This window comes from Vallitalea okinawensis (assembly GCF_002964605.1).
GTDB classification, from domain to species: domain Bacteria; phylum Bacillota; class Clostridia; order Lachnospirales; family PQDH01; genus Vallitalea_A; species Vallitalea_A okinawensis.
Map to the genome: position 1 here is coordinate 22,174 of NZ_PQDH01000018.1, position 17,295 is coordinate 39,468.

A 17,295-nucleotide genomic window follows, 5' to 3' on the forward strand; every position below is an offset into this window, starting at 1 on the left:
TTATTTGTTCACTAACTAAAACTTCGCACCTTGAATAGAATTATTCACAGTTAACATGCAAAGTTCAAGTTCACTTATCAAAAGTGGAAAAGCTGTCATTCACAACCTTCCCACTTCATAATCATTACTTTTCATTCTACCAAAAAAATTCTTAGATTTAAAGCCTAAATTAAAAAAATTGTTGACTTACACTTATATCTAACTAATTTGATTATAAATCCATCTTAAATTTTGCTTGTTTTTACGTAAAGATTGATTGAAGATTGAATAGCTTATGATCTTAATAACAATCTTTTCATCAATCTCATGAATTAGAATGGCAATCTTTTCTCCACAAGTACATAAGCCACAATTTGTTTTGGCAACTATTTTGCCAATTTCATGATCACTATATATTATTTCACAATTTTTCATTTTTGATAAGTTATATTGACATAAATTATAAGCCTCTTCTTTGCTATGTTCTTCCTTAACAATTGTTCTTGTAAGTTTTTTCTTTATTTTTCTAAATTCTACATAGGTACTTACTTCATTATATTTTTTTATTACAACATAAGTATACAAAATACCTATAAGTAAGGCTATACTCACTCCTAAACCTAATTGATGCTGAAATGCTATTTTTTTCATGACTAATAAATTAAATATGTAAAAAGAAATAGTATTGAAGAATGCTAAAAAAACTATATTGGGTACTGCAACTCTTATAAAATGTTTCAATCCTTATTCACTCCTTACTTTAAGACCGATAAACTTTCTACTCAATGACAGCTATTGCAAAAAAGCCTCCTTTTATTATTTCGTCAGATTTACAACAAAAATCTATTATTTTTTACATCCTTATATATTATAGATACCTTATATACGGATTTTGTTCCTTTTTGTTGGATTTTTATAATGGCTGTTAGCTTTTTCCTTCTATTGATATCATGTATCTTCCGGACTTGTCCTATCATATATATATATTGAACTATCGTGTTCAGCTTTTCTCCTACTAAACCTTTGAGGAGGTACCATATGAACAATCATTTAATTGTATTATGTAACCCCAAAGAAAACAGTTTTAGCCAATCCATATGTGATGAAATCATCACTACATGTAATAAAAAAAATATTCAATGCCAAGTAAGAGATCTTTATGATCTTGATTTTGATCCTATATTAACTGAAGATGACTTGGAAAGATTAGATTCAAAGGATTATTCATTTGATATAGCAATGGAACATTCTTTCATAAAATGGGCAGATATCATCACATTTATCTATCCTATATGGTGGGCTGGCATGCCTTCACTTATGAAAGGCTACATCGATAGAATTATTTGTAAAAACTTTGCTTATTGCTATACCCCTGAAGGGATTAAAGGCTTACTAACAAATAAGAAAATAATCATCTTTAACCCATTTGGAAATACTTTAGCTCATTATCAATCTACTGATATGCTAAAGGCTTTTACTAGAACCATTGATGAAGGTATTTTTCAATTCTGTGGTGCTAAAGTATTAGCTCATGAGTACTTTGAAAATATTCATCGAGTAGATGAAGAAATTAGAAAAAACTATTTAGAGAAGGTTAATACAACCATTCAGACATTATTATAGGGATGATCAATAATCATCCCTTTTACCTAAATCATCCACAATAATTCATTCATGCCATGCACCGCTTTTGCTCCTCTAATCATTTACTATTTCAAATAAACCCATGTGCAATCCTAAACTATACGAACACTTATAAATCCAAAATTAGCTCATATCTTCAATGTTTATCATGAGCAATTCGGGTTATCTTTACTGTCCAGATAAAACATCATAAAGTATCTTAGCTAATGGTTCCACGGCATTCTTTGCTTCTTCAACCGTATTATTCTGTGCTCCTACCTCAACCAATAGCGATAAAGGCTTCAAATATGTACTGTAGCGGTATGGTTTGATGTATATTTTTCTTGTTAGACTAGGCGATATTGTTGGATAAAGTTCCATACTTTTCATCTGCATTTGTAAACTGAAGGCCATATTATCTTTTAGGTTTTCATTAGGTAAGCTTGTAATAGCTCTTGTGACACCATCTTGATCTTTTCGCTTAGATAAGCCATTCACAAACATTAATTGAGCTGTAGGCTTACCATCAACCTCTGTTAACAAATGATACTGTTCTGGAATACCATCTCTGTGGAGATCTAAAACTACCTCAACTGACGGGTATTGTTCCAATAATATAGGCATCTGCTGATCTACACGGTCATAAGAGTTTCCACTATCAAATTCACCATTTTTCATATCGTATTGAGTTTTATTATGAATGACGTTGATACCGTACTCATTTCTTAAAATATTAGCCAATTCTTCACCGACTCCTACAATCGTATCGCTTTCTTCCCCTGGTCGACTATCTATAAATGCTTCTTGTGAATGAGTATGCATAATCATTATCTTGGGGTCCTTAGAATGTACATCAATAGTAGTATCTTTAGATAAAAAATAATCTACATCAAAATCATCAATAGTAACATCTAATTTGGGCTCTATACTGTAAAAGTTCTTTAGTAAGAAATCAATGTCATGAAGCTGCTCTTCAGTATAAGCAAAGGGGTCTATATGAACCATATCTTCTTCTTGTATATTAACGATCTCGTCTTGCTTGATACTACTATCATAATATTGAGGATTGTCCTCATAGTTGGTTGCTGCACTGCCCCCTATAACCGGCACCACTTCATTATTATAGCCTTGCTGCAGTGCATATTGTTTTTCGATATAACCGATAAATGGAATGGTTGATGTCAACATGGACGGTGCGTTACTAAAATTAAAATCATATAACATTTCTGTCATCACATCGAATAAACCCAAGTTATTTTGATCACTCTTAGCTTGCTGAAATCCAGGTATGGTGCTTTCAATTGCTATTTTATATAATGATAAATTAGCATTACTACCATGATAAATCATGGGTTCCTCTACTTGTATATTTAGTGTTACAATCATACTTTGAAGTAGTTTAATTAATATTGCAGTAACTAAAATGATTAGAACTAATTTTTGGATAATAGCATTTTGATTTTTTCCTTTTCGTATGTAGTTTACTCTCAATTATAACCACCTCTTTAAACTCTTTTGTACGTCAACTTTTCTACTCCATAACAATATATTCTCATTGCATAACTTTTATACATGAATAAAAAGACACATCTTATGATTTCATTAATGAAATTATAAATGTGCCTTTTTTTTATATCAGAAGAGAGTTTATTTTTTAGTTTTAATATAAAAATCGATTAATATCATCTCGTTCTAATCCTTCATGTAACATGAGATTTAATGCATTTGATACAACACCAGATATACGATCAATAACTGCGTCTACGTCTTTCGGTGTAACAAAGAGCTCACCTACATATGGCGTTAATACCTCTTTGATTAACATAAACTTTTCCTGATCATTAAAATCATGATATGCACCAAATAATAATGGACTTTCAGCATTTTGTGCTTTTATAGCCTTCACTAAATATTCTATAGTGTCATTAACTACTGTCGCAGCATCAACTACTGTCGGTATACCTATTGCAATAACAGGTACGCCTAGAGTCTCTTGATTAATTCCTGCTCTCCTATTTCCAACTCCAGCACCTGGTTGGACTCCTGTATCAGCAATTTGAATAGTAGCATTTACTCGACTTGTTCTTCTAGATGCTAAGGCATCAATACATATAACTAAGTCTGGTTTCACCTTTGCAACTACCCCTTCTACAATTTCTACTGTCTCGACCCCTGTTTGTCCCATTACACCGGGTGCCAAAGCACTTACAGATGACACTGCATCATTGATTTCATCTGGTAGATAATCATGTAAATGGCGGGTAACAAGTAAATCCTCAACGACTTTAGGACCTAAAGCATCAGGTGTAACCTGACGATTACCTAAACCAACTACTAGAACTTTAGAGTCTTTGTTGACTTTTATAAGCTTTTTAAGCATTTCAGCCGTAGCCATTATAAGTTCTTCATGAGCATCTATATCATTTTCCTTCATTTGGGGACTTTCTATGGTAATATAATTACCTTTGGGTTTCTGCATGATCTCTGCACCTTCATCGTTGAACACTTCCACCCAAGTAACAGTTATATCCCACTCCTTATCTTCCTGAACAGTTACCTTGACACCTGGTACTTCAACATCTTTATCCTCACTAACCATCTCTCTAGCTTCTAATGCTAAATCTGTTCTAACACTGTATTTCCACATTTCTTCATTAATATTCATGATTACCCTCCTTGAATTCAATATTTTATACGGTTATCCTTAAGTAAAATCAATTAACTACTTGGTATGATTAATTCTCTCTACTTATTAGATATTTTTTTCAACTTTTTTTAATCTATTCATTGACTTTCTTACTATTTTCGATTACAATAAAGCTTGTGCAAATCCCGTGTCTAGTTTCAATATATAAATATATTGAATACTTAGGAGGTTTATTTAATGGCTAACATTAAATCAGCAAAGAAAAGAATTAAAGTTATCGAAAAGAAAACTTTAAGAAACAAAATGATTAAATCTAGAGTAAAGACTGCTGTTAAGAAAGTAGTTTTAGCTGTTGAAGCTGGCGATAAAGATTCTGCTTCAAAACTTTTACCTTTAGCAATTGCTGAAATTGATAAAGCAAAATCAAAAGGTATTTTCCACAAGAATACAGCATCTAGAAAAGTTGCTCGTTTAACTAAATTAGTTAACAGCTTAGCATAACTCTCAGAGTTATGCTTTTTTAATTTTATATGAAAGCACCTAATCTCCTTTTAAAGTAGATCAGGTGCTTCAATATTATCTCTGACTGTATTTAGTTAATAATAATTCAACTGCAAGTCTATCTTTGATTTGACCTGATTTTATTGCCATGTCAATAAATAAGCATTCTTCTAAAGCTTCTTCTAGAACCTCTCGTTTGAATGATTTACCTTGGGTCATGCATTTCTTAGCTACAAAAGGAGGAACACCTATTTTCTTAGCAGCCATGTTGATGTTATATCCTTCCTCAAGCAATGTCTTAATTTGATAAATCAAACGAAACTGTCTAGTAAGCATGATAAGTATCCGAATAGGTGGTTCGTTTGAGTTTAATAAATTGTTATAAACAATTAAAGCTTCTTCGCATTTTTTCATCCCCATGGCATCTACCAATTGAAAAATTTTAAACTCAATAGTTTTAGTGGCTATTTCATTGACATCTTCAATAGAAATCATGCTTTCTTCTATTTTATAGGCACAGAGTTTATCTAATTCCATCTTAATCTGATCCATATTGGTTCCAACAGTTCGTATAAAATGAACTAGAGTAGCATACTCAGCCTTTTTCCCTAATCTTTTTAGCTCAATAGCTACCCATTTAGCTAAGTCATTTTCAGAAAGATAATTGAATTCCACTACATAACCATTGCTTTTTACTGCTTTAAAAAACTTATTTCTACGATCTATCTTATCTTCAATAAAGATGACAATCGTCTGAGTAGGGAAATCTTTTATGACTTTGATCAATTGATCAGATGCAGTAGATTTGGCACCAAAATAACTTGAATTTTTTATGATTACTAGTCTTCGATCAGATAAAAAGGGTAAAGTCTCTAGAGAATTAATAATGTACCCCTCATCTACATCCTTCTCAATGACTTCACAATTCATCAACTCGCTATCTTTATGAATAACCTTTTCTTTAATTTTTTCTACATAGTGATTTTTTAAATAATTTTCTTCTCCATAAAAAAGATAAATGTTCTTAAAATCACTGTCCTTAATCTGCTTTTTTAGTCCAACCATTATTCATCCCTCAGCCAATTTCTTAGTTTTATTGTTTCTTCATCTATTTCTATCAAAATAGCACCATCTGTTGATGTATTATAAAGGACAACGCCTTCTTTTTCAAGTCTTTTTACCACATCTTTATGAGGATGCCCGTAAACATTATCCAGTCCACAGCTAATTATACCTATTATTGGTTTTACTTTTTCTATAAACTCTTGCCCGGATGAGGTATTAGAACCATGATGAGCAACCTTCAAAATCTCATATCTACCAATTCCATTCTGTAGTAGTAAATCTTCTCCATTGTTTTCGATATCGCCTGTAAACAGAATAGATATTTCATCTAAGTTGATACTCAAAACCATTGAGCTGTCATTGTTTGAAGGATAATTCGTATCCACATCTGGCGCTAAAACGTTGACATCTAAATCCTTACAATTCAAATTATCACCAGTTTCCATATATAAAGTTGTGACATTATTGACTTCAGCTTGGACAATAAGATCTCTCAGTAATTGATTCTCTTGAATTGGTTGCTTTGCTAAGAATAGATAATCCAGTTGTATTTCAGGAAGTAAAGCAATTATCCCTTGAATATGATCTTGATCTGTATGACTGACAAAAATACCATCCACTTTTTTAACTCCCATATAATCTAAATAACTTTTTAAGATTTGTGCTCCCTTTTCTTTGCCGCCATCAATTATAAACGTATCACCATCGACAGTCCTTATAACAGCACTATCCCCTTGACCTACATCCAAAATAGTCACTTGGTGTCTTTTTGGTATCATTAATAAGCTAACACCTATCAATAAGCACATAAGGGCTCCTATTTGAGCATACTTATGAAAATTTTTCTTCAACAAACTTATTAAAATAAAAGCTAATAAAGCATAATAAGCAAAAACCATAATGACGTGTGGTTGCCCAAGTAAAAGGTAGCCAAAAGGCAAACCAGCTAGATAATTCCCAACTATCCCTATGCATTTAATGATATAATAAACGCCTCCGATTAAGAACCTCCCTAAACCAATCCATATGCTTCCTATACCTCCAGCAATAAAACTGATTATAATTAATACACTCATGATAGGGACGATGAATAGGTTCATGAATAAACCATAGATAGATACATGGTAAAAATGATAGGCAATTATTGGCCAAGTTAAAAGAAATGCCCCTAGGCTTGCACTGCATAGAGATAATAATTTAGACTGTATGTTAACAAACTTGCTTAGAACTTGACTGGATAAGACTATACCTAGTAAAGCAATGAAGGATAGCTGAAATCCAATTTGATACAAACTAAAGGGATTTAATATCAGCATACAACAAGCTGCAACAGCAAGAGAGGTATATATATCACCACGACGTCCCAATAAGTTACCCATAACAATGACAGTAAACATAATAAAGGCTCTTTGGGTTGATACACTAAAACCTGTCATAACACCATAAAAAAAGATAACTACAAGCGTCAAAACGTAACCGTACGAGTCTTTTAGTCCAGTCTTTTTTAAAATCAAAAAAAAGCTATAGAAAATTAGCGTTATATGTAATCCTGATATAGCCAATACATGAATAATTCCTAACTCTCTAAATATGTCATAATAGCCTGAACCACTCTCATATGAGCTCCCCATGATCATAGTTTTAACAACTGCCGCTTCCTCCTGAGGCAGCATAAGGTCAAAGGTATTGGCTAACGACGTTTTCATAACATTGAGTATATTGACTATCTTCCACTTCGTCTCAATAAATTCAAAACGTTCTGCATAAACCTTAAAAGAATGTCCTACAGATTTATAATAGGCCTGTTCATTGAATTCCCCTGGATTCCTAGATGGAGCAGGTAATTTTAATGTTCCATATACTTTATAACGATTACCTGGTCTTATTGCTTCTTCATCTTGAAGATAACAAATAAAATACCTTGTTTTACCGGGTATTACTTTCCCCCTCAGTTGGTTAAGCTCCATGGTGCATTTAACCTTATCATCTTCATAAAATTTCTCAACATTGATGACAGTAGCTTCAAGATGGGTTTCTCCTTCTTCTAGAATAGTTGCTACCTGACTATAGTCATACTCCATCACTAAGGTATAAAAAACACCTACAATAAACAGGATAGGCATAAGAAAAAAACCTCGCCAAATATAACGTCGGTATAGACAATACATAGCAAGGTATAATAAAACTGTCATGATCACTATAAGATTTTTGGCTTGCGAAGCCATCCAAATACCCAAAATAAAAAATACTAAACTCCATAATAACGGACGCTTTACTTCCATAATAACTACCTACTAGTCAGAAAATCTCTTACCTATTTTTCTATAATATCTAAATTTCTAGAAAAAACTTTATCAAAATTCTCGATGCTGTTATATTTAGGTATCATAACACCGTCCACTAAAAACTGAACTTGGTTAACAGTAGCTAAATCAGTTAAGGAGTTAACAATGGAGAATATAATTAATTCGTCACTAACCCTACTGGTTAATTGTCCTTGAACAAAGTTTTTATTGAAGTCAATATAACATATACCATCACTTGTAAAAACTTCGTTAACTATAGATTCCTGTGGAATTGTTGCCTGTAACTCTGGGTCTGTTGGTCCTTTTATGAGTTCTTCTAGTATAACTTGTGGAAGTGTTTGACCAAGCTCAAGTTGTACTTCACGGGTTTCTAGAACCAATGCTGTCCTATTTTTATTCGTAAAATATAGATTAATACTATGAGTTTCTGAATTAAGTAGATAATCATCACCCGTTATGATGATATCATTTTGATCTAAGTAACCGATAGGTTGACCGTTAGAATCCAATAACGGTTGACCATCTACAGTAATCTTAGCTGCATTAACATACTCAAATTGGATTAGACTCAAAACCACCGATGCTCGTAATAAAAGTGCTTCATTTGAATCCAGTTCATTAAAGTTAGAATTGTAATCAATAATAACGGATTTATTATCTTTGTTAAAATCCACTTTATTCATTTCAACGGTATCTGGAATACTTGGAAGTAAATTTGAATCAGCTAGATCAGTACTTAATAATTCTAGTACATTACTAATATTCGTTATGCTTCCATATCGATCTCTATCATACACAATCTCTTCTTCAACTAATTTAGTCTTTTCACTATTAATATAATATAAGATGATTGTTGATTCATCAACTATAGCTTCATTCTCAGCATCTTCCCCTACTATTTCATCTTGCTCAGCCTTAAACCTTAAATCTTCTTTGCACCCCATAAGGAACATCAAACTACACACTAATACCGAACTTAAAGTTAGTGTAAAAAATAACTTATGTTTCAAATTTAACACCGCCTCTCTCTAGCTATGACATGGTACAATCTGATAAATTTTTTCATTTCCCTTACTTTGATTATACCTTTTGACGTCGCAATGGTATGGTTACATAAAAACGTGTACCTATACCTTCTTCACTGTCTAAAGAAATGCTCCCCTTATGCAAAAGTATAGATCGATGGGCTATTGATAAACCTAGCCCTGTTCCACCTGTAGCTCGATCTCTTGTTTTATCAACCCGATAAAAACGCTGAAAGAGTTTATCAAAATGATCTTCCGGTATCCCAATACCTGTATCTGTAACAGTTATAAAGGCTTCATCATGGCCTGCATCCAGGGTTACAATAACTTTTCCTCTGTCCCTATTGTACTTAATACCATTTTCAATTAAGTTAGAAATTGCGAGTGTTATTTTCATTTCGTCAATATCAGCTTCAACTTGACGATTTGTTTCGAAAATTAAATCAATGTTTCTATTTTCGGCCAAAGGTTGTAAACGTTTAAGTATTTTCTCAACAAGTTCATTTAAGTTTAATTTGGTTATGTTAAGTACCTTTTCTTTTTCGTCTAAACGTACAAGGGTCAGTAAATCATTTATAATTGCAGTTTGTCTATCTATCTCGTTATTGATGTCATTTAAAAACTCTTTATATAACTCTTCTGGCACATTATCTTGTAACAATAAAGATTCAGTTAAGACTTTAATAGAACTTAAAGGAGTCTTCAACTCATGAGAAACATTAGAAACAAATTCAGATCGAGATTGATCAATATCGTATAACCTGTCCGTCATTTGATTGAAGGCTTTTCCTAACTCAGCAAATTCATCATTTTTCTTAATGTCCACCTTTTCATCTAAATGTCCTTTAGAAATATTCTTTATAGCTTTTAGCAGTTCGTGCAAAGGTTTTACAAATACACCAGTAAAATAGATATATAAAATAGCCACAATAATACCAATAATAATTAATAGATTAAATATAATATCTTGAATAACAGTTATCATTGCATATATGTCCTTCAATGAAGAGGATACGATGACAACCCCATCAACTGCCCCAGTCTTGTTTGAAATAGGTGTAAAGACATTAACTACATCTTGAACATACTTAATACTCTCTTTATCTGAAAGAGCTTTAACAATTTCTTCATTAACAAGCAGCTTATTATTCTCAACCCGTTGAGTATCATAGATGACAGAACCTTGATAATCTAATACCATAACCCGGATGTTATAAATATCACTGATATTATCAAGATCATCTTTTAATTCTCCTGAACCATTATGGAGATACCCATTTGCTTCTATATCTCTAGAAATATAGTTAGAATACCGCTTCAACTCTACTTCTTTTTCTTCACTAAAATAGATTTCTAAACTGGTATAAAGGATATTTGAAAATACAAGTATGGAACTAAAATAAATGAAAATATAAACTAAAGTCATTTTGAACCTAAAAGAGCTGTACCACTTTACACCATCAGTCTTTAAAATAATAACCAACTCCCCATTTTGTGTAAATGTACATTGGATCACTTGGATTAGGTTCTATCTTCTCTCTTAGTCGACGAACATGAACATCAACTGTTCTAACATCTCCTGGGTAATCATAACCCCAGACAACATCTAGAAGTTTTTCACGGCTGTATACCTTTCCAGGGTTCATTGCTAATAATTCCAATAAATCAAATTCTTTTGCTGTTAGATTAATTTCTTTTTCTTCAACAAAAACTCTACGACTATCAAAATCTAGTTTCAAGCTACCTATTTGTAATCCATGGTTATCTTTTTCTGTTTCTTTAGCATGAGTTCTTCTTAATACAGCCTTTATACGTGCCTTTAATTCTAAAATATTAAATGGCTTCGTCATGTAATCATCTGCACCATATTCAAGACCCATAATTTTATCCATATCCTCACCTTTTGCAGTAAGCATAATAATTGGTAAGGTTGAAAATTCTCTAATCTGCTGACAAACGTTTAAACCATCTATCTTTGGAAGCATTAGATCAAGAACTAATAAATCATAGCTATTCTCTTTTACTAATTCTAATGCTGTTTCACCATCATATGCTACATCAACTTCCATACTATCTTGTTCAAGGCTGAATTTAATTCCTTTTACTATCAGCTTTTCATCATCTACAACTAAAACTTTCTTTGCCATTTGATAGCCCCCTAACTTTATACTAAATTCTAAGAACTACTTAGTAATTTCATTTTTAATACTTTCAAATGTAGCTTCACCAATACCATTGACATACTTTAATTCTTCAAGAGTTTGGAAAGCTCCATTTTCTTCACGATAATTAATAATCTTTGTTGCTGTGGATTCACCAATGCCTTTTAATGTCATTAATTCTATTTTACTTGCTGTATTAATATTAATCAACCCATCAATGGTATCAATTTTAATATTATCTGCAATTAAATTCATTATTTCATTAGGATCATCACTTTTTGATGGAATATATATCTTCTGTCCATCTTTAATTTTTGCTGCTAGATTAATGTATTTCAAGTCTGCTTCATCTGATAAATCACCTGCAGCTTTAATAGCATCTTCAACTCGACTATCTTTTTCCAATGTATACACAACATCTGGATGCGCAACTGCTCCTGAAACATGTACTTTAATTAATTCAATCTCTGATTCTTCTATTGGACTTATTTCTTGTATCTGAGATATATCTTCTCTATTATTGGCTTCCATAGAATTTGAAGAACCTTCCTTTTCATCATTTGTATAAATCTTAATGTTTTTATCTATACTTATGATGTATGCAAAACAGCTAATGACAAAACCTATAACAAATACTGTAGTAATAATAACAGATTTGTTTGTATACTTCAAAAAAATCCCCTCCATTTACATAAAAATTAAAATCCAATTAATACTTTTAACAATTTTGTCACATCTGAAGCTTTTATTTAAAGCGAATTTTTGATATACTGATTAAAGCAGAAAGGAGTTTTTACATGAAAAAAAGGATAGCTGCTATTTTTTTTGTCTTCATATGTTTTTTTAATTTCTCATTTTCTATAAGCTATGCTGCTGCACCAGGTATTTCTGCTGGAGCTGCGATTTTAATGGATGCTGAAACCGGGGAGGTATTATATTCTAGAAATGCAGACAAAGTTCTTTATCCCGCCAGTATAACAAAGGTTATGACCGCTTTACTGGCTGCTGAAAAAGGTAATCTGGATGATGTTGTAACGATGAGTTTTGAGGCTGTATTTAGTATAGAACGAGGTAGTAGTCATATTGCTTTAGATGTTGACGAAGAAATTACTTTAGAACAAGCTTTAAATGGCTTATTATTAATGTCTGCTAACGATGCTGCAAATGGTATCGCTGAGTACATAGGTGGATCCATAGAAGGCTTTGCAGAAATAATGACGAGTAAAGCTAAAGAATTAGGCGCTATGAATACTAACTTTGTTAATCCCCATGGCTTATATGATGAAAACCATTATACAACTGCTTATGATATGGCTTTAATTGCTCGGGAAGCCTTAAAGTATAATACCTTTAGAAATATAATTAGCACAACGTCTTTTGAAATACCACCTACTAATAAACAAGAAGAAACCCGTTATCTTTATAATCAGCATAAGATGCTAGAAAATCCTGTACATCGCTCAACCTATTTTTTTGATGGTGTAATCGGCGGTAAAACTGGTTATACAGATCAATCTCAACATACACTTGTCACTTATGCAGAACAGGATGGTACAACATTAATATGTGTTATTATGAATGCAGATACCCAAACCGTCATGTATACAGATACTGTCAATCTCTTTAATTACGGTTTTAATGAAGTTTCTAAATTGCAGTTAAATAAAGCGCATCAAGTAGTTGACACACTTCCCATATATAATGACGTTGATGGCGAAGGTAAAGGTATGAATAAATTGGGTTATGTAGATGTTATTGCATTAGAAGAATTTATCTATTACGGAAATACTGAAATGTCAGAAGAAGATGTCATCAAAAAGTTATCTTTCGGTGATCCATTATTATCTCCTGTTTACAAAGATGAGCCAATCGGTGACTTGCAGTATATTTACCAAGGAACTGTTATCGGTTCAGTTCCATTGGTTGCTGGACAAACTTATGAAAAAGTAGATACTTCTTTAATATCAACGCTGCAACAAGATATTTCTGTAACTCCCGATAATGGATATGTTGATATTATTTATTTAGGTGTAATTATAATTGCGTTATTCTTTGCATTAATTTTATTATGGCGTATTATTAGACATGTGAGAAGGGGCTAAAATTCCCTTCTTATTCTATTTCCATAATCAATTATTTCACGTTCATATTCTTCTTTCATTAATTCGGATGTGAATAAGAAGTCTGCGGTGGCTATGTTCATAGCACATGGAATATCATATAATACTGCTATACGAAGAAGTGCCTTAACATCAGGGTCATGTGGTTGAGCTTCTAATGGATCCCAGAAGAATACAATGAAATCTATATCACCTTCAATAATTCTAGAACCAATTTGTTGGTCACCCCCAAGAGGTCCTGATTTAAATGTTGCTACAGGTAAGTTTGTTTCACCTGAGATCATAGTACCCGTTGTTCCTGTTCCAAATAAAAAATGTGTTCCTAAAACTTCTCTATTTCTTTTAACCCAATCAAGCAGGTCTTTTTTCCTTTTGTCATGAGCAACTAAAGCAATTTTCTTTTGCTGTCCCATTCTAACTTTTATTGACATATAAATTCTCCTTTCCTGAGAATATGCTGTTCAAAATAATTTTTTGTGACACAATAACATTGTAACGAAAAAAAAACAAAAAAACAACACAAAATTGTGAAGTTTAAGTTATGACCACTTTTTAATAGAACCTTATAGAGGATTTCCAGCGTCTCAAATAGATAAGAGTTCAATTAAGTCATTTTTGTGTTATAATCATTTATAATAGAGCTAAGGCATATTAATCAATAAATCATTAACTCGCTATATTTATGTCTTATGCCTTAAATTTATACACATCTGGTAAATTCATAATTACACTAAAAGTTGTTATATGAATTTACCTCACATAAATTGAGGAGTGAATGTAAATGCATCAATATGGATTTGTTCGAGTAGGTTGTGCTGTTCCTACACTTAAAGTTGGAGACTGTATCAATAATGGGAATATTGTTATCGAATTAATCAACGAAGCCCATAACTTAGATATTGAAGTGTTAGTCTTTCCTGAATTAGCTATAAGCGGTTATACCTGCGGTGATCTTTTTATGCAGAGTAAAATACTTGATGAATCAGAAAAGCAATTAGACCGAATTGTTAAACATAGTGTTAACAAAAATATGTTGATTGTCATTGGTGTTGCTGTTAAAAGTGATAATCAGGTCTTTAATGCATCAGCCATCATCAATAATGGTCGTCTTTTAGGGCTCATCCCAAAAACTTACTTACCCAATTATAATGAATACTATGAAAAACGTTGGTTTTCTTCAGATATTACACGGGCATCTGATACCATTGATATATGTAATGCAAAAGTGCCTTTTGGTACAGACCTTCTTTTTAAACATAAAGCTATGAAAGAACTGGTGGTAGCTGTTGAGATATGTGAGGACTTATGGGTACCTATTCCACCAAGTAGTTATGCTGCGTTAAGCGGAGCAATACTACTTTTGAATACCTCCGCTAGTAATGAACTGGTTGGTAAGAGTGAATTCAGAAGAAATCTAGTTCGTTCACAATCTTCAAGTTGTATTGCTGCCTATGCTTATTGTTCTTCAGGCTTTGGTGAATCAACAACAGATGTCGTCTATAGTGGTCATAGCCTCATAGCTGAAAACGGTAGGATATTAGCTGAAACTGAACGTTTTCAAATCAATAGCCAAATCACCTATACGGATATTGATATTGAAAAAATGAGTCTGGACCGCTTTAAATCCCCAGGATTCACAGAGCATATTGCAGCAGTTGGACGTGTAAAAGAATTTCGTGAAATTGAGTTCTCAACAAAAAGCTTTGTAGATGAGCTCGTTCGCCCTATCAGCCCGACACCATTTATACCAACAGATAATCAAGTCCGCGATCATCGTTTAGAAGAAATTTTTTCTATTCAAACCCTTGGACTTGCTAAACGCATTAAGCATGTGGGTAATGATAAGGTTGTAATTGGTATCTCAGGTGGTCTTGACTCAACACTTGCTTTACTCGTTTGTGTTAAGACCTATGATTTATTGGGTATGGATCGAAAAAATATAATTGGTATAACCATGCCTGGTTTCGGTACAACAGACCGAACTTATTATAATGCATTAACTATGATGAAGGAACTAGGCATTACTCAACTTGAGATTTCTATCAAAGATGCTTGTTTGCAACACTTTAAAGATATTGACCATGATCCTGATGTACACAATATCACTTATGAAAATGTACAAGCTAGAGAAAGAACTCAAATATTGATGGATTATGCTAATAAAGTAAATGGATTTGTTATAGGAACAGGTGATTTATCTGAATTAGCATTAGGTTGGGCAACCTACAATGGTGATCATATGTCCATGTATGCTGTCAATACTTCTATTCCTAAAACTCTTATCAAATACCTTGTTGCTTGGGTGGCAGATCATGAAGTGAATGAAAATGTTAAGCGAACATTAATAGACGTGGTGGATACTCCTGTAAGTCCAGAATTATTACCACCTGATGAAGAAGGTAATATCAAACAGAAAACTGAGGAATCAGTCGGTCCTTATGAATTACATGATTTCTTCTTATTTAATATTGTGCGACAAGGTTTTGGACCAAGAAAAATTTTCTTTTTAGCCCAGAGTGCATTTGAAGATATCTATGATGATTCTACTATTTATAAATGGCTAAGAACCTTTTATTGGCGATTCTTCTCGCAGCAATTTAAGCGTTCATGCCTACCTGATGGTCCAAAAGTAGGAACCCTATCGCTATCCCCTCGTGGTGATTGGCGCATGCCTAGTGATGCCTCAGTAAACATGTGGCTTAGAGAAATGGATGAGATTAAAGAAGAGCTTTTATAAAAGATAAAAAGGCAGCACTCAAACATTTTGTTTGTGCTGCTTTTTGCTTTCTGTAGTAAGTACTAGGCTTAGCTTTATTATTTCATATATTGACTTAATGATTCCCTCTGTATACCCTTACGATCTACCATAGCATCAGAAGTTACAAGTGCATTTAAAACACTTTCTTCAGTCGCTTCCTTCACACCTCTGAATACATAGTCCATGTAGTTTTCATGCAACATATCCAAAGGCATTAATGGATCATTCGTGTAATGGTTCATTCTATTCTTCGTCGTGAAACCAAGTACAACATCTCCACTACCATTGCTGATATAAGAACCTGTTCTACTGAGACCTACGACTGCTCGTTTACACATACGTTTAAGCTGCCTATGAGTCATTGGTAAATCTGTAGCAATGATGATGATAACAGACCCTCTATCCTCTTCATTTATTAAAGCTTGATCCATACAGATGATTTCTCGTCCTATAGGTTCACCATCTACTAACAAATCCTTCTTTTCTCCAAAATTAGTTAAGGCTAATACACCCACAGTAAAATTGCCATTATCTAATTCAATGTCTCTAGATGAAGTACCAATTCCTCCTTTAAGTCCATAACAGCACATACCAGTGCCTGCTCCAACGGCACCTTCCTCAAAATCAACATCTGCTGAAAGAATAGCTTTAAAAATGTGCTCCTTTTTTATATGTTTACCCCTTATATCGTTAATTCTTCCATCATTACATTCGCAAATAACGGGATTAACTGTTCCTGTTGTATCCCCAATGTCTTCATTCGTTTCTAGCATATAATCTACTAAGCTGTCAAAAGCCATTCCAACACTAAGTGTATTTGTTAAAATGATGGGAGTTTCAAGAGTACCTAACTCTTCAATTTGAACTAACCCCGTTGACTTTCCAAAACCATTAATAACATGGCTTGCTGCAAATACTTTTTCTTTAAATATATTTCCCTCATGAGGTAAAACTGCTGTCACACCAGTTTTCTTTGCTTCATCTAGTAAAGTAACATGCCCAACCTTAACACCTTGTACATCAGTTATAGCATTTCTAACACCAGTTTTTAATTCCCCTATTTTAATACCATAATCTCTTATTCGTCTCCTTGATTGCATACTACAATC

At 32.8% G+C, this 17,295-nt stretch carries 15 protein-coding genes; 4 read left to right on the forward strand and 11 right to left on the reverse strand.

Annotated elements, in window-relative coordinates; all coding sequences use genetic code 11:
- Positions 1-198 precede the first annotated feature (198 nt).
- The gene (locus C1Y58_RS24575) at positions 199-720 is read right to left on the reverse strand and encodes a hypothetical protein (protein WP_105619807.1); all 522 of its coding nucleotides are present in this window, start codon (positions 718-720) and stop codon (positions 199-201) included.
- Between the two features lie 297 nt (positions 721-1,017).
- Here C1Y58_RS24575 and C1Y58_RS24580 point away from each other — a divergent pair, with 297 nt between their 5' ends.
- Complete coding sequence (locus C1Y58_RS24580) at positions 1,018-1,602, forward strand: NAD(P)H-dependent oxidoreductase (protein WP_105619809.1); 585 nt, start codon at positions 1,018-1,020, stop codon at positions 1,600-1,602.
- 189 nt (positions 1,603-1,791) lie between these two features.
- Here the strand turns inward: C1Y58_RS24580 and C1Y58_RS24585 are convergent, their stop codons facing one another.
- On the reverse strand, positions 1,792-3,093 hold the full coding sequence (locus tag C1Y58_RS24585) for a stage II sporulation protein P (protein WP_105619810.1): 1,302 nt from the start codon (positions 3,091-3,093) through the stop codon (positions 1,792-1,794).
- A gap of 169 nt (positions 3,094-3,262) precedes the next feature.
- Positions 3,263-4,267 (reverse strand): GPR endopeptidase, encoded by a 1,005-nt coding sequence (gpr, locus tag C1Y58_RS24590; protein ID WP_242985468.1) that lies wholly within the window; start codon positions 4,265-4,267, stop codon positions 3,263-3,265.
- A 219-nt stretch (positions 4,268-4,486) separates the two neighbouring features.
- Here gpr and rpsT point away from each other — a divergent pair, with 219 nt between their 5' ends.
- The gene (gene rpsT / locus C1Y58_RS24595) at positions 4,487-4,750 is read left to right on the forward strand and encodes a 30S ribosomal protein S20 (RefSeq protein ID WP_105619812.1); all 264 of its coding nucleotides are present in this window, start codon (positions 4,487-4,489) and stop codon (positions 4,748-4,750) included.
- Between the two features lie 75 nt (positions 4,751-4,825).
- Here the strand turns inward: rpsT and holA are convergent, their stop codons facing one another.
- From holA to C1Y58_RS24625, 6 genes are all read right to left on the reverse strand, one after another.
- Positions 4,826-5,815 (reverse strand): DNA polymerase III subunit delta, encoded by a 990-nt coding sequence (gene holA, locus C1Y58_RS24600; RefSeq protein WP_105619814.1) that lies wholly within the window; start codon positions 5,813-5,815, stop codon positions 4,826-4,828.
- Positions 5,815-8,097: a DNA internalization-related competence protein ComEC/Rec2 gene (locus tag C1Y58_RS24605; protein ID WP_105619816.1), complete on the reverse strand. Its 2,283-nt coding sequence runs from the start codon at positions 8,095-8,097 to the stop codon at positions 5,815-5,817. The genes holA and C1Y58_RS24605 overlap by 1 nt, the downstream gene beginning before the upstream one ends.
- Before the next feature lie 32 nt (positions 8,098-8,129).
- Complete coding sequence (locus tag C1Y58_RS24610; RefSeq protein WP_157950274.1) at positions 8,130-9,131, reverse strand: GerMN domain-containing protein; 1,002 nt, start codon at positions 9,129-9,131, stop codon at positions 8,130-8,132.
- Positions 9,132-9,201: 70 nt separating this feature from the next.
- Entirely contained in the window at positions 9,202-10,572 is a 1,371-nt protein-coding gene (locus C1Y58_RS24615) for a sensor histidine kinase (protein WP_157950275.1), read from the reverse strand.
- A 34-nt stretch (positions 10,573-10,606) separates the two neighbouring features.
- A complete protein-coding gene (locus C1Y58_RS24620; RefSeq protein ID WP_105619821.1) occupies positions 10,607-11,293 on the reverse strand; it encodes a response regulator transcription factor in 687 nt (228 codons plus the stop codon).
- Positions 11,294-11,329: 36 nt separating this feature from the next.
- Positions 11,330-11,980: a helix-hairpin-helix domain-containing protein gene (locus tag C1Y58_RS24625; protein WP_170311685.1), complete on the reverse strand. Its 651-nt coding sequence runs from the start codon at positions 11,978-11,980 to the stop codon at positions 11,330-11,332.
- Between the two features lie 125 nt (positions 11,981-12,105).
- On the opposite strand from C1Y58_RS24625, the gene C1Y58_RS24630 reads away from it, so the two are divergent.
- Entirely contained in the window at positions 12,106-13,410 is a 1,305-nt protein-coding gene (locus C1Y58_RS24630; RefSeq protein ID WP_105619823.1) for a D-alanyl-D-alanine carboxypeptidase family protein, read from the forward strand.
- Here the strand turns inward: C1Y58_RS24630 and C1Y58_RS24635 are convergent.
- Positions 13,407-13,859, reverse strand: a complete 453-nt coding sequence (locus tag C1Y58_RS24635; protein WP_105619824.1) for a methylglyoxal synthase — start codon at positions 13,857-13,859, stop codon at positions 13,407-13,409. The genes C1Y58_RS24630 and C1Y58_RS24635 overlap by 4 nt on opposite strands.
- Positions 13,860-14,209: 350 nt before the next feature.
- Here C1Y58_RS24635 and C1Y58_RS24640 point away from each other — a divergent pair, with 350 nt between their 5' ends.
- Positions 14,210-16,165 (forward strand): NAD(+) synthase, encoded by a 1,956-nt coding sequence (locus C1Y58_RS24640; protein WP_105619825.1) that lies wholly within the window; start codon positions 14,210-14,212, stop codon positions 16,163-16,165.
- Between the two features lie 77 nt (positions 16,166-16,242).
- Here C1Y58_RS24640 and C1Y58_RS24645 read toward each other — a convergent pair whose 3' ends face one another.
- Positions 16,243-17,286 (reverse strand): DmpA family aminopeptidase, encoded by a 1,044-nt coding sequence (locus tag C1Y58_RS24645; protein WP_105619826.1) that lies wholly within the window; start codon positions 17,284-17,286, stop codon positions 16,243-16,245.
- Between the last annotated feature and the right edge of the window lie 9 nt (positions 17,287-17,295).

Excerpts from the sequence above, each read along its gene's own strand:
- C1Y58_RS24580 (WP_105619809.1), top strand. The coding sequence starts at position 1,018 with ATGAACAATCATTTAATTGTATTATGTAACCCCAAAGAAAACAGTTTT.
- gpr (WP_242985468.1), bottom strand. The coding sequence starts at position 4,267 with ATGAATATTAATGAAGAAATGTGGAAATACAGTGTTAGAACAGATTTA.
- rpsT (WP_105619812.1), top strand. The coding sequence starts at position 4,487 with ATGGCTAACATTAAATCAGCAAAGAAAAGAATTAAAGTTATCGAAAAG.
- holA (WP_105619814.1), bottom strand. The coding sequence starts at position 5,815 with ATGGTTGGACTAAAAAAGCAGATTAAGGACAGTGATTTTAAGAACATT.
- C1Y58_RS24605 (WP_105619816.1), bottom strand. The coding sequence starts at position 8,097 with ATGGAAGTAAAGCGTCCGTTATTATGGAGTTTAGTATTTTTTATTTTG.
- C1Y58_RS24615 (WP_157950275.1), bottom strand. The coding sequence starts at position 10,572 with ATGACTTTAGTTTATATTTTCATTTATTTTAGTTCCATACTTGTATTT.
- C1Y58_RS24620 (WP_105619821.1), bottom strand. The coding sequence starts at position 11,293 with ATGGCAAAGAAAGTTTTAGTTGTAGATGATGAAAAGCTGATAGTAAAA.
- C1Y58_RS24630 (WP_105619823.1), top strand. The coding sequence starts at position 12,106 with ATGAAAAAAAGGATAGCTGCTATTTTTTTTGTCTTCATATGTTTTTTT.
- C1Y58_RS24635 (WP_105619824.1), bottom strand. The coding sequence starts at position 13,859 with ATGTCAATAAAAGTTAGAATGGGACAGCAAAAGAAAATTGCTTTAGTT.
- C1Y58_RS24640 (WP_105619825.1), top strand. The coding sequence starts at position 14,210 with ATGCATCAATATGGATTTGTTCGAGTAGGTTGTGCTGTTCCTACACTT.
- C1Y58_RS24645 (WP_105619826.1), bottom strand. The coding sequence starts at position 17,286 with ATGCAATCAAGGAGACGAATAAGAGATTATGGTATTAAAATAGGGGAA.